General features: G+C 49.5%; 9 protein-coding genes. 6 read left to right on the top strand and 3 right to left on the bottom strand.

The annotated features are described in order from the left end of the window. Positions 1 to 12 precede the first annotated feature (12 nt). Both gluQRS and dksA read right to left on the bottom strand, forming a co-directional pair. Complete coding sequence (gene gluQRS / locus LHL18_RS11780) at positions 13 to 906, bottom strand: tRNA glutamyl-Q(34) synthetase GluQRS (RefSeq protein WP_226767230.1); 894 nt, start codon at positions 904 to 906, stop codon at positions 13 to 15. Between the two features lies 1 nt (position 907). Then, positions 908 to 1357: an RNA polymerase-binding protein DksA gene (gene dksA, locus LHL18_RS11775; RefSeq protein ID WP_134051863.1), complete on the bottom strand. Its 450-nt coding sequence runs from the start codon at positions 1355 to 1357 to the stop codon at positions 908 to 910. A gap of 255 nt (positions 1358 to 1612) precedes the next feature. On the opposite strand from dksA, the gene pepB reads away from it, so the two are divergent. The 6 genes from pepB to LHL18_RS11745 all read left to right on the top strand — a co-directional run bounded on the left by pepB (position 1613) and on the right by LHL18_RS11745 (position 12361). Further along, a complete protein-coding gene (gene pepB, locus LHL18_RS11770) occupies positions 1613 to 2905 on the top strand; it encodes an aminopeptidase PepB (RefSeq protein ID WP_226767229.1) in 1293 nt (430 codons plus the stop codon). A gap of 65 nt (positions 2906 to 2970) precedes the next feature. Further along, the gene (hrpB, locus tag LHL18_RS11765) at positions 2971 to 5415 is read left to right on the top strand and encodes an ATP-dependent helicase HrpB (RefSeq protein WP_226767228.1); all 2445 of its coding nucleotides are present in this window, start codon (positions 2971 to 2973) and stop codon (positions 5413 to 5415) included. Continuing rightward, a complete protein-coding gene (mrcB, locus tag LHL18_RS11760; protein WP_134051857.1) occupies positions 5412 to 7703 on the top strand; it encodes a penicillin-binding protein 1B in 2292 nt (763 codons plus the stop codon). Before hrpB ends, mrcB begins: the two co-directional genes overlap by 4 nt. A gap of 18 nt (positions 7704 to 7721) precedes the next feature. Beyond that, positions 7722 to 9878 (top strand): winged helix-turn-helix domain-containing protein, encoded by a 2157-nt coding sequence (locus tag LHL18_RS11755; protein ID WP_226767227.1) that lies wholly within the window; start codon positions 7722 to 7724, stop codon positions 9876 to 9878. A 96-nt stretch (positions 9879 to 9974) separates the two neighbouring features. Continuing rightward, a complete protein-coding gene (locus LHL18_RS11750) occupies positions 9975 to 10196 on the top strand; it encodes a hypothetical protein (protein ID WP_134051853.1) in 222 nt (73 codons plus the stop codon). Between the two features lie 86 nt (positions 10197 to 10282). Next, complete coding sequence (locus tag LHL18_RS11745) at positions 10283 to 12361, top strand: winged helix-turn-helix domain-containing protein (RefSeq protein WP_226767226.1); 2079 nt, start codon at positions 10283 to 10285, stop codon at positions 12359 to 12361. Here LHL18_RS11745 and hemL read toward each other — a convergent pair. Next, positions 12358 to 13638 (bottom strand): glutamate-1-semialdehyde 2,1-aminomutase, encoded by a 1281-nt coding sequence (gene hemL / locus LHL18_RS11740; RefSeq protein ID WP_226767225.1) that lies wholly within the window; start codon positions 13636 to 13638, stop codon positions 12358 to 12360. The genes LHL18_RS11745 and hemL overlap by 4 nt on opposite strands.

Genomic DNA, 13638 nt, shown 5'->3' with positions numbered 1-13638 from the left:
AACCAACCGGGCTTATTGAAATTCTGTACTGTTTATTTCAAGTTGTGTTGGTACCTTTGTCAGGTTCCAATGCGCTATCGCCCAGCTAAGCAATTCATCAACCGTTACTCGGTATAATTCAGGCGGTGGTTGCTGGCCGAGAAATCGCAATGCCTGATGCAACGTTTCGGTAACATGCCACTCGCTGACAGCGGCTGCATGGTTTTGTTTACTCAGTTTAAAGCCGGGCGCTGTCACTGCTAATGGCAGGTGACCATATGCCGGTGGCCTGGCACCGAGCAGGTTACATAATGCCTGCTGCCTGGGTGTCATCTCTAACAAGTCGGCGCCACGTATTACTTCTGTTATCGCCTGATCAATATCGTCAACCACGACGACCAGCTGATAAGCAAATAACCCGTCACGTCGCTTGATGATATAGTCTTCATTTGCCAGCGCAGCAGGAATGCTCTGCTGGCCAAATACCAAATCGGCAAATCCGGTTTTTACACCCTGGCTACGCAGACGCCATGCCAGGTTACCCGATTGGTTGTTTAGCGTGGCACAATGGTTGTCATAGATGCCGCCAAGCTCATTGACCCGTTTACGGTTGCAAGCGCAACCATACAGCAGCTTTAGCTGCTGTAAATGCGCAAATATCTGCTGATATCGCTCCAGGCGTTGACTTTGATATAACACTTCGCCGTCCCAGTGCAAACCAAATTGCTCCAGCGTGCGTAAGATGTCGCTGTCTGCACCCGGTACCATACGGGGTGTATCGATGTCTTCCATCCGCACCAGCCAGCGACCTTGTTGACTTTTTGCCTGCAGATAACTGCCCAGGGCAGCGATGAGAGAACCGAAGTGAAGCGGGCCGGAAGGCGAAGGCGCAAACCGGCCGGTGTAAGCGGGGGAGAGTCCGGGCATATTAGCCGCCCAACTGCTTTTCCTTTATTTCTGCCAGGGTTTTGCAGTCGATACACTGATCTGCTGTTGGCCGGGCTTCCAAGCGTCTGATACCAATTTCGATGCCGCAGGTATCACAGTAGCCGAAATCTTCGTCTTCAATCTTCTGCAGTGTTTTTTCAATTTTTTTCAGCAGTTTGCGTTCACGGTCACGGGCACGCAGCTCTAAGCTGAACTCTTCTTCCTGAGCCGCGCGATCGACCGGGTCAGGGAAGTTTGCGGCTTCGTCAGCCATATGGTTCTTTGTGCGATCGACTTCTTCGCGCAGCTGTTGACGCCAGGCGTCCAGAATGCGGCGGAAATGTTCCAGTTGCTTCGGGTTCATGTACTCTTCCCCGACAGCTTCCTGATATGGCGCTACGCCTGCAAGGGCGAGTAAGCCCAGCGTTTTGGTAGTATTGCCCTCTGGCATAATCATCTCCTGTATAATGCCAAGCAAAAAAATGTGGCGGCTATAGATAGCAGAATATTGCTGGCATCGCAATCAGATTTAAAAGACGCGGAAGTATACAGATTGCTTGCAGTAACGTCATCTTTTTTCATCTGGCTAACATCACTTAGTGTTGGCCGTGCTGCAGCAGCAAAATAACGTAGCGGTGTTTTGTCACGAAAACCTTGTGGTACACTCAGCATTATTCCTTTAACGACAGTGATAAAAGGGCAGATTATGTCAGATGTGGTGCAGATCACACTGCAGCAAGGTGGCGCTGCAGAGAAGTGGGGAAAAGCGTTATTTACTCCGGTAAATAACGGTTTTCAGATCCATTTGAAACAGCAGGACGCTCTGCGCAGCGTGCAAAAAGCCAGCCGGAGTTTAGACAATCTGGGACTAACTGAGGTTAAGTTAACCGGTGAGCTGTGGACACAAGAGCTGCAATGGGCATTTTATCAGGGCTTCTGTTCAGCCAGGAAAAGCGGCACTGTGCATTTTTGCGGTGACGATAGCACTAAGATGCAGCTTGAGTATTTAGCCCGCTGCTTTAGCTGGGCTAAAAAAGTGACTAACCAGTCGCCGGATGATTTATACCCTGAACAATTAGCGAAATCTGCACTGGCTTTTATTGAAAGCGTTGCGGCTAAAGGCACAGTACGCAGTGAAATTTTGCTGGACCAACAATTGCTTGATGCAGGCTGGAATGGTCTGCACGCTGTTGGCCGTGGCAGTGCCAGAAAACCAGCAATGCTGGTGCTGGATTACAATCCGACCGGGGATGCTTCTGCCGTTGTCAGTGCTGCTTTGGTTGGTAAAGGTATTACTTTTGACAGTGGTGGTTATTCAATTAAAGCTACCGAAAGCATGCTGACGATGAAATGTGATATGGGCGGCGCAGCGACTGTCACTGCGGCCTTAGCGCTGGCGATACTGCAAGGGCTGAATAAACGGGTGCGGCTGATTTTATGCTGCGCTGAAAACCTGATCAGCAGCAATGCATATAAGCTTGGCGATATTATTACCTATAAAAATGGCACTACAGTCGAGATTGTAAATACCGATGCGGAAGGACGTCTGGTGTTGGCCGATGGTTTAATGTGTGCTGCAGAAAGTGGTGCCGGGCTTATTATTGATGCAGCGACCCTGACCGGCGCTGCTGTTACAGCGGTAGGCAGTGAGTACACTGCACTATTTGCGTTGGATAAAGCCCTGGCACAAAAGGCGCTGTCTTACGCCGAAACCGTGCAGGAACTCACCTGGCAGTTACCGCTTGAACTTTGGCATCAGCAGCAGTGCCCTTCTGCCTACGCAGACACAGCGAACAGCCGGCCGGTTAAAGGTGGCGGTGCTGGTGGCGCCAGTAATGCCGCCGGCTTTCTAAGCCGCTTTGTGCCAAATGAAGGTAAGGGGTGGTTGCATTTTGATTTAGCTGCAGCTTTTAACAATACCAACAATGCCTATTGGGCGGCTGGCGCCACCGGACAGGGTATCCGCACTATCAGCGCTATTTTACTGGCCGAGGCCTGAGTTGGCCGCAATTTGCCGGTTAAACATGATGATGGTCAGCCTTAGTGCGTAAAACGGGTTAAGTTGTGTTACCTGTCGCGGAAATACTGCCACAGCTGCTGACGTTACTGCAGCAGCATAATAGGATTATCTTGTCGGCGCCACCTGGTGCCGGCAAATCGACCTACCTGCCACTTTATCTGCTACAAGATGCTGCTTTTGCAGGCAAAAAATTACTGATGCTTGAACCGCGCCGTATAGCAGCGAAAAGCATCGCCAGCTATCTCAGTGCGCAGTTAGGTGAGCGGGTCGGAGAGACTGTTGGTTATCAGATCCGGCAGGAAAAGCGCAGCAGCAGCCAAACACGTTTATTGATCGTCACCGAAGGCGTACTGACACGTAAGTTACAGCAAGACCCGGAACTCAGAGATATCGACCTCATTTTGTTCGATGAGTTTCATGAACGCTCCTTGCATGCTGACCTTGCACTGGCGCTGTGTCTGGAAGTGCAGCAATTACGGGACGATCTCAAACTGCTTATCATGTCTGCCACACTGGATATGGCTTTGCTGGCAGATAAGCTCGGTGCGCCCGTGCTGGAAAGTGCCGGTCGCAGTTACCCGGTAGAGCTGGCTTACGTTACACCTGAAAACCAGCCACTGGCGACACAAATCTCCCGTATGGTACAGCAAGCTCTGAGCCGACACTCTGGCAGTGTATTGGTATTCCTACCCGGTCAACATGAAATTCAGCAGACATTACAGTTGCTGCAACAGCAGGATTTAGCTGCTGATGTGCAGCTGTATGTATTGCAAGGCAGTCAGTCGCTTGAGCAACAACAGCAAGCCATAGCGCCGCCAGCTGCTGGCAAGCGAAAAGTAGTACTGTCGACCAATCTGGCCGAGACCAGTTTGACGATAGAGGGCATCAGTATTGTTATTGACAGTGGCCTGTGCCGGCAAAGCCGGTTTAACCCACGCAGCGGTGTCAGTATGCTGGAGACCTGCGCCATCAGCCAGGCCGCAGCGATACAGCGAGCCGGCAGGGCAGGCAGGCTCAGTGCCGGAATTTGTTATCGGCTAGATACGGCAGAAAAATGGCAACGCCGGGCCCGGTTTACTGCGGCAGAAATTGAAACCAGTGATCTGAGTTCGCTGCGGCTGGAAATTGCAGCCTGGGGCTGCAAAATTGAAGATTTGTTCTGGCTGACTGCACCGCCCTCCGCGCATCTTTCGGTTGCAGAGCAGTTATTGCAACAGCTGGGTCTGATAGACAATAGCCTGAATATTACCAGCCTTGGCCGGCAGGCACACAGCCTGGGCACAGCCCCCCGTTTTGCTGCTATGTTGCTGCACAGCCAACAGCTTGAACAACAAGGCTGTCGCGGCGCGACAGCTCTGGCGTGTTTGCTGGCAGCAATATTAGAAGACACCCGTGCACTGCAGGGTGATATATACAGTTTGCTCGGCAGGCTAAAACATGCCTTACCGCAGCAGTGGCAGCAGGCCTGCAGTTTTGCGCGCATGCTGGGTGTTGATTTGGCGACAGCTTTACCGCTAGAACTTGCGCCGGTACTGGCTTTGCGGGCCTTTCCAGACCGACTGGCAAAAAGACGGGGCCAGGGTTACCAACTGGCAAATGGCAGTGGCGCTGTTTTGCAGCATAACCACAGCCTTAGCGCGCAGCCGTGGCTGGTTGTATTGCATTTGCAGCAGTTTGGCCGTGAAAACCAGATTTATCATGCATTTAGTATTACGCCGGAGCAAATTCTGCAAGACTGGCAGGCGCAACTGCACTGGGAAACCCGTACTTTCTGGGATGAGAGAAGTGCCAGCTTTATCAGCGAACAGCAACTGAATTTTGGTCAGTGTGTACTCTCTGCCAAGCCCGCCGCACTGCAACTAACGGCCGAGCAAAAGCTGCAGGCCTGGCTGCATTATATCCGCAGCAAAGGCCTGGGCTGCTTAACCTGGTCGGAGGCTGCTTTGTCGTTAAAAGCGCGGGTTGCGCTGCTACGCCAGTATCAGAGTGATACAGAGTGGCCGGATTTTTCTGATCAGGCATTACTCGATAGTTTGGAAAGCTGGTTAGGACATCAGCTTTCGCAAATAAGTAAAAGTGCGGCGCTGGCACAGTTGCCACTGTACGATGCGTTGTTGCAGCAACTCAGTTATCAGCAGCAGCAACAGTTGCAACAGTTGCTGCCCAGCCACTGGCAAGCACCTACCGGGTCGCGTTTGAGCATTGACTATCTGGCAGAGGGCGGGCCGCGGCTTTCAGTGCGTGTTCAGGAAATGTATGGCCAGATGCAGTCTCCGTCGGTACTACAAGGCCGGATCAATATTACGATTGAGTTATTGTCGCCATCGCGGCAGCCATTACAGCTGACACAGAATTTAGCCAGTTTCTGGCAAAATGCCTGGCAGGAAGTAAGAAAAGAAATGCGTGGGCGTTATCCGAAACACTATTGGCCGGAAGATCCGGCACAGGCAATGCCAACAACAAAAACGAAAAAGGCGATGCTGAAATGAGTAAAACAAAAAATGCCGGTCAGGCGAAAAAAGGCCGCTCTAAAGCCCCTTCGCAAAACACCTCATCCTCTGCCGTGATCCGTTTTTTCCGCCAAACGGCAGTACTGCTGCTGAAGGTGCTTTGTGTGCTGGTACTGATCCTGCTGTTTTATCTGGTGTATCTGGATAGCAAAATCAGCAAGAAGTTCAGCGGCCAGAAATGGCAGGTACCGGCACAGATTTATGCCCGCAGCACTGAGTTACTGCCGGGGGCGACTATTAGCCAGCAGCAGCTTATTAACCAGCTCAACAGCCTGCAATATCAGCGTAATGCCGCTTTGTCTGCACCTGGCCAGTACAGTGTTTCCCGTAATCATGTCACGGTATATCGCCGGTCTTTTACCTATATCAACGGTTTTGAAGCTGCGCAGTTATTCAGTGTTGAATTTAATCGCGGCGGCATTAACCGGATCACCCAGCGCCAGCAAAAAGAACCACTAAACTTCGCCAGGCTGGAACCGCAGCTGATAGAGCATCTGGTTGCGGCGCAGCAGGAAGACCGCGAGCTGGTGCGCTTGGAGCAGGTGCCCGAGCTATTTAAAGACACATTGTTGCTGGTGGAAGACCGTGACTTCTATCATCACCATGGTGTATCGCCGTTGTCGGTGCTACGTGCTTTGTGGGTCAATGCGCTGGCTGGTCGCACTGTACAGGGGGGCTCTACGCTGACGCAGCAGCTGGCTAAAAATATGTACCTGAGCAGCGATCGTACCCTATGGCGAAAAATAAATGAGGCCATGATTGCGCTGGTACTGGATTACCGTTTTAACAAAGACCAAATTCTGGAAGCCTACCTGAACGAAGTGTTTGTCGGGCAGAACTACGCAAATGCGGTGCATGGTGTCGGGCTTGGCAGCCGGTTTTATTTTGGTAAACCAGTGAGCGAGCTGCAACCGGCAGAATATGCGCTGATGATTGGTTTGTTAAAAGGGCCGTCTTATTTCGATCCACGTCGTTACCCCGAGCGCGCCCGGCAGCGGCGTGATCTTGTTTTGAGGTTAATGTTTGAGCAGCATCTGCTGGACAAAGCGCAGTACGAAAGTGCGGTAACTCAGCCGGTCTCTGTTATTCCGCGGGCTCAGTACCTCAATAGCGGTTATGCCGCTTACATTGATGCCGTAAAAAAAGAGTTACGCCAGCTTGATATTAATGCCGCCGACAAAGAGCAGGGCATAAAGGTATTCACTTACCTGGATACGCAGGCACAGTATGCCGCAGAAACAGCAGTACAGCATCAGCTTGCCAAGCTGGACCCAGAGCTTCAGGCTGCAGTTGTCACCGCTAATTATCAGCATGGGGAGATAATAGCCATGCTGGGCAGCAAAGATGCAGTACAGGGCGGTTTCAACCGGGCGGTCGATGCGAAACGGCAGATCGGCAGTATTATAAAGCCGGTCATATACCTGGAAGCCCTGGCCCAGCGCGGACGTTATACGTTGGCATCAATATTGGAAGATGTGCCAATCAGACTGCGTAGCAATGATCAGGACTGGCAGCCACAGAACTTTGACAAGCAGTTCCGCGGGCCTGTTATGTTGATAGATGCACTGGCTAACTCACTGAATGTTCCAACGGTGCGCCTTGGGCTGCAACTGGGCTTGCCTGCTATCAGTGACGGGTTGCGCAGGCTTGGTCTCAGACGAAAAGTAAAACTGCATCCAGCGGCCTTATTAGGTGCCGTTGAGTTAAGCCCGCTCGAAGTTACCCAGTTGTACCAGACTATTGCCAACAATGGTTTGCACCAGCAACTGGCAACCATTCATGCTGTAGCAGGCTACGACGGCCATGCTTTGTATTTACGCGAGCATGAATTAACGCGGCGGTATAACGAGCAGGAAGTTTATCTGTTGCAATATGCGTTAATGCAGGCGACAAAAACAGGTACCGGCAAAGTGCTGCAATCAACTTTTCCGGGGCTTAGCATTGCAGGTAAAACCGGCACCTCCAGTGATTACCGCGATAGCTGGTTTACTGGTTTTGATCAGAACACCCTAACAACGATTTGGTTGGGGCGGGATGATAATAAAGCTATCGGCCTGACGGGCTCTACCGGCGCTCTGAGCGTTTTTAGCCGTTTATACAGTCAGTTAGGTGTAAGCTCACTACTGCGGCCTATGCCTGAACAGGTATCTTTACAGGCATTTTCGTTAAAAACAGGTTATGCCCAACCACAAAATTGCTTTAACGTATTGTTATTACCAGCGATTTCGGTTGAAATGCCTGTAATGTCCGAATGTACAGAAGAATAACAGCACTTGTCTGACACTATGGCGATAAAACTAGATAAACCATTGCAGGTTGGCGATTGGCAATATGTACCAGAGCAGGACAAGCTGGTGCAGCTGGCTGCCGACGGTAAAATTGCCGTTACCGCCGATCTGGATAACCTGTCGCAGAAAGTAGCGAATTATTTTATTGCTAATGCGGGCAAGCTGATCACTAAAGACGAACTGCTGCATGATGTCTGGGGTATCCGGGATGTATCAGACGGGCGTGTTACCCGGGTAATTAGAGTACTACGTGTAGCACTTGGGGATGATACCCGCGAGCCTCGCTATATCGAAACCATTCCTAAACGAGGTTACCGTTTTATTGCCCCGGTAACGGTGCTGGAACCTCAGGTTACGTTTGATAAAAATGACCCACCAGCTCAGATGGGGATTAACCGCTCTGAAAAGGAAAAAGCACACTGGCCTTGGTATCTTGGCTTTGCGTTCATTTTTATTGCGGCTATTACCTGGTGGTTATGGCCGGCGACGCCGGATTTACAGGATAAAACTGCGTCAGATATTCCCATGTTGCGGTATAAGCCTGTCACTGCACTTGATGGTCTGGAGTTTTATCATAATGTGTCTGAGGATGAGAGGTATCTGGTATACAGCTACGCCAGCCCGGAACAGGAAAACGTAACAGTGCTGATGTTAGAAGATTTACAAGAGCATCGGCGTATCCAAATTACAGATTCGTCATACAGCAGTTTCGGTGCTGCATTTAGCCCAGATGAAAGCCAATTAGCATACCATCGTGCTTATCCTGATGGTAAATGTGAAATACGGGTAGCGGATTTTAACGGTGATTCCTTTACTATAACCAACGATAAATTGCTCGTGTCATGCGGAGATAACTCTATTTCGTCAAGGTTATCATGGTCTCCAGACAGTGCGTATCTTGTTTATCCTACTATGAGTGATAAAAGACAGACTATTTTAATGCTTAAACGTGTTTCTGGAGGTGCCGCTGAAGAGCTAACGACACCGCCCCCGACCAGCTTCGGTGATTATGTCGCCAGATTTTCAAATCAAGGCAACAAGCTGGTCTTTTTGAGGGAGGCTGCTGGATCTGCCCAAATTTGGGTACTGGATTTGTCCAGTCGTGAAACATCAATGTTAGTTAAGGTGACTGATGTATTACCAGGTAATATAGATTGGACGAATGATGATAGATATATTATTTATCCGTCCGCGCCCAATACTATCAGTCAGGTCGAAGTTCGTACTGGGAATATCCGGGTTTTAGCTTACACCGACGTTAATGCCCATGAAATACAGGTTGCAAAAAGTAATACTGTTTACGCTTCAGTAGGAAACTTCTCGCATGTGAACATAAAGAAGGTCGCGAACCAGATCACTAATCCAGTTTCGGATAGTACGACGGTTTTCAGCTCAAATAGAAATGAGACTCTAGCCGAAGCAAACCCCTTGCCAAAAGGACCAACCGCGGTCGTTTCCCGCCGTTCAGGATTACCACAGGTTTGGTTGTTCTACCCCGGCGGAGAGCAAAAACAGATTACATTCTTTGAAAAAAACGAACGCTTCCGCAGTTTAGTGTTTTCTCCCAGTGGCAAAGAGCTGTTGGCGCAAATCAATAATGAGATTTGGTTATTATCTGATAGCAAAGCCCCGGTGCGTTTATCTGAAAACAACGACAATCTAATTAGTCAGCCAGCGTGGAGTTACGATGGAAAAAAGATCTACTATGCTGAATCTAAAAGTGGTCGCTGGCACATCGTAAGTCACGAAGTTAGTGATAATTTACTCACCCCTATCGTTTTTGCAGTCGATCGCGAGTTGTACATAGAAAGTTATGATGGGAAGTACAGTATTTGGCGGGATGCCATATCGAAGAAATTTTATATGCAACGATTTGATACACAAATCCCTCAAGAAATACCGATTACCTTGCCTGAAAATCAGGCTTGGCTGAAATTTCAGACCACAAAATCAGGGGTCTATTTTGCCTATTTAGTGGATGAAATTAAGTACTCTTTAAAGTATTACTCCTTTGACAACGGTGAAATTAGCAATGCTGTAACTGTCGATTATCTCTACCATAGTAGATTTAGTCTGACTCCTGACGAAAAGTTTATCTACATTCTTGAAGCCGTTAGAGGGGACTTTGATGTAGCCTCTGTCAAGTTGCCATAGATTATTTGTAATTTTTTTATACTAAAATCATCGGGATAATCAACTACGGGCTGACTAGTGTTACTTCGTCTATCAACACACATGAGAGCGAATAACATGAACAAGCTTGCATTTTTGACAGTTTTAATTGCTATTACAGGATTGGCAAAGACAGATTCAACTATATCGCACAATGGCAGTGCAAAGTTTTCCGATAGCTTAGCCTGTGTATGGTACCCAGCTTGTGGCGATCCGGATGTTTATAGCCCATTAGCAACACCCAAAGATTCAAAATCTAAAACAGAGACTCAGGATACCAAAAACGAAAAACTAGCCTGAAATACTGTCTTACAAATAGAAACGCTAAACATTTCCAATAGTTAAGGTATACTCCGCCCAGATACTTTGAAGTCGGGCGGACCTTAATGTCAAATCTGGACCCTGTGGTACAAATTGGCGACTGGTACTATCAGGTGATCTATGGTCAGCTGTGGCCTGCTGGCGCACAGCCATCTACAGATCATATGATCCGACTTGAACCCCGCTTACACAGTTTACTAAATTTCTTTCTGCAAAATCCTGATGTATTGCTGGCAAAAGACACCCTGATAGAGAAAGTCTGGCCAGCTGATGAAGGCACAGATGCGGCTGTTATGCGTGCAGTCGGCGCACTGCGTAAACTACTTGGCGATGATGTCAGGACGCCAAGTTATATTGCTACCGTGTCCAAAAAGGGATACTGCTGGCTGGCGAAAATTCAGCCTGTTTCTTTACCCGTTTCATTGCCAGCCACTACCTCCTTACCTGCTGATGAATACCAACAGTTTGCAGTGGTTGATGACAACATAGCTCAGCAGCGGCCATGGCGGTTTATTGCAGTGACTGCGTTATCAATACTGGTAGGCTGTGCGAGCCTGGCATTTATTCTGGCAAAGTATACCGCTGCACCTTTGGTTAAATTGCCGGATACCATAGCGCCAATCAGTGCGTTGAGTGGCCAGGAATACTGGCCGGTGCTTAATGCTGCCCAAACGCAGGTGATATATCAGCACAAGGCTCCCGACAGCAAGCTGTCGAACTGGAGCATACAAGACTTGACCGATTTGCGTGTGACGCATTTACCACAGCTCTACCAGCAGATTTCTCAGGCACTATGGCAGGACGAGCAGCGCATTTTGTTCAGGGCCAATAAGCCGGGGCAGGGTTGTTTTTTCTATAGTCAACAATTACAGCCGGTTGTTTCTGAGCCTATATCATTGTGGCCTTGTCATAAGGTGCTGCCGCAAGCGACTGTTCGTTGGCAGGATAGCTGGCTATGGCTCGATACCGATCTGAAAAACCAGGTTCAACTGTGGCTTGCTAAGCCTGGCTCTGAAGCACAATTATTGCAAACCTTGTCAGGCGGATGGCGTGCGGTGCAGCACATACTGATATCTGATGACACGCTTTATCTGTTGGCGCAGGAAACTCAGAACAACAGTATCTTACTGAAACTGGCATTACCTGATGGTACGCCTGAACAGGTGATGCGCTTCCCCTTTATTGTTAGTCATTTTTCCTGGTGGGATGAAACGCAGTTGTTGTTGGCTCCACAAAGCCAGGAGCTGCAGATCCTCGATATAAACAGCCTGAACTGGCAGGGGCTTGGCGCGCTGACACGTGATTTAACTCAGACCGTAAGGTATCCGGGACAGGTACTGGCAACGCAGTTTCTCGACTATACAACAGATATATTTCAGCTTAAGCCTAAAGCCTCTGATGACAGTAATGCGATTTTTGTGCCCTGGCATGTCAGCAACCGCAGTGAGCGCTTACTGGCTGTGGCAGAACAACAAACGGCTTTTGTATCGGAACGGGCAGGGCATAGCCAGATTTGGCTGGAGCAGGGAAGAGACAGTATACAACTGACGCGTTTGAACGAGGATCAGCAGGTGCAGCAGCTGTTGTGGCATGGGAAATCATTGTTGGTACTGATTAACAGTGAACTGTACCGGCTTGAGCCGCAAAGTAGTGCCCTGACTCTGTACCCGCTGCAGCCTGATAACCCGGGCCGTTATGCCAGCTGTCAGGGAAGGTTGTACTGGACCGAACTTACTGATGATGGTTGGCAGTTGTTTACCGAAACCGATAATAAAAAGCAGCTAGTGCACAAAGGGGCCGTTGATGTGCGGTGTGCACCACAGCAAGCGTTGGTATTGCAGCAAAATGAGAGTGATAGCCTATTGCTGCTTAGTGCAGACGGTACTGTGACAACACTACCTGTGTTAATTGACTGGCGTAAGCAAACTGCTGAGCAATGGTTTGTTGATGACACCGGTATTTACTGGCAAGAAAATGAAAACAGAACAGTAAATGCTTACTCTTGGTCTGACGGTACGATAATGCGCGAGGCCTGGACATCGGCATGGCCGGTCGCTATATACTCCGGTGGTCATGGTATCGGCTATGTCGTGCGGCCGAGGCCACACGACACAGATATCGTTTGGTTGCAGAACCGTCGTTAAAGCTGTTTAAAACTTTGTTCTGCTGCCTGTAAAGTGTATGCCAGGTCTTCGGCGCTGTGGGCGAGTGACAAAAAGCCTGCTTCATAAGCGGATGGCGCAAGGTATACGCCCTGATCCAGCATCAGGTGGAAAAAGCGTTTGAAAGCATCAATATTGCATTGTGTCGCCTGAGCAAAATTGCTGACATGTTTCTCGGTGGTAAAGAAAACACCAAACATGCCACCGACCTGATTCGTCGTTAGTGGAATGCCATGCCTGGCGGCAGCAGCACTGAAGCCGTTAAGAAGCTCTGTGGTTTTTGCCGTCAGCGCCTGATACACCCCTGGCTTACTGATTTCTGTCAGGGCAGCTAAACCAGCCGCCATAGCGATAGGGTTACCTGACAGGGTGCCAGCCTGATATACCGCACCCAGTGGCGCTATATGCTGCATGATGTCGCGCTTACCACCAAAGGCGCCTACCGGCATACCACCACCGATAATTTTGCCTAACGTCGTTAAATCAGGTGTTACATTGTATACCGCCTGAGCACCGCCAAGAGCAACGCGAAAGCCGGTCATGACTTCATCGAAAATCAGCACTGCGCCATACTGATCACACAACTGACGCAGGCCTTCCAAAAAGCCCGGGGCAGGTGGAATACAGTTCATATTGCCCGCTACCGGCTCAACAATAATACAGGCTATATCATCGCCATGCTGTGCAAACAGCTGTTGTAACTGCGACAGATTATTAAACTCGCTTGTCAGCGTGTACTTAGCAAAATCAGCCGGTACACCGGGGGAATTAGGTACGCCCAGTGTTAAAGCGCCAGAGCCGGCCTTTACCAGCAGCGAGTCAGCATGGCCATGGTAGCAGCCTTCAAATTTTACTATGGTGTTACGGCCGGTATAGCCGCGGGCTAAACGGATAGCACTCATAGTAGCTTCAGTGCCTGAGCTGACCATACGCACCATTTCCATACTGGGTACCAGCTTACTCACCAGCTCTGCCATCGTCACTTCAGCCGGGCAGGGCGCACCAAAGCTTAAGCCTTTTTGCGCTGCTTCAATAACGGCATTGCGGATAGTCGGGTGATTATGCCCCAGCAACATCGGCCCCCATGAGCCCACATAGTCGATATAACGCTTGCCATCGACATCAAACAAATAGGCTCCGTCAGCCCGGTCGATAAACACAGGTGTACCACCAACACTTTTAAACGCCCGCACTGGTGAGTTCACGCCGCCTGGAATAGTGTGCTGAGCCCGTTGAAATAATTCTGCAGATAAAGACAT

The organism is Rheinheimera aquimaris (genome assembly GCF_020531985.1).
GTDB lineage: Bacteria > Pseudomonadota > Gammaproteobacteria > Enterobacterales > Alteromonadaceae > Alishewanella > Alishewanella aquimaris.
The sequence above is the reverse complement of the archived record's forward strand: the minus strand, read 5'-3'. Positions and strand labels throughout refer to the sequence as shown.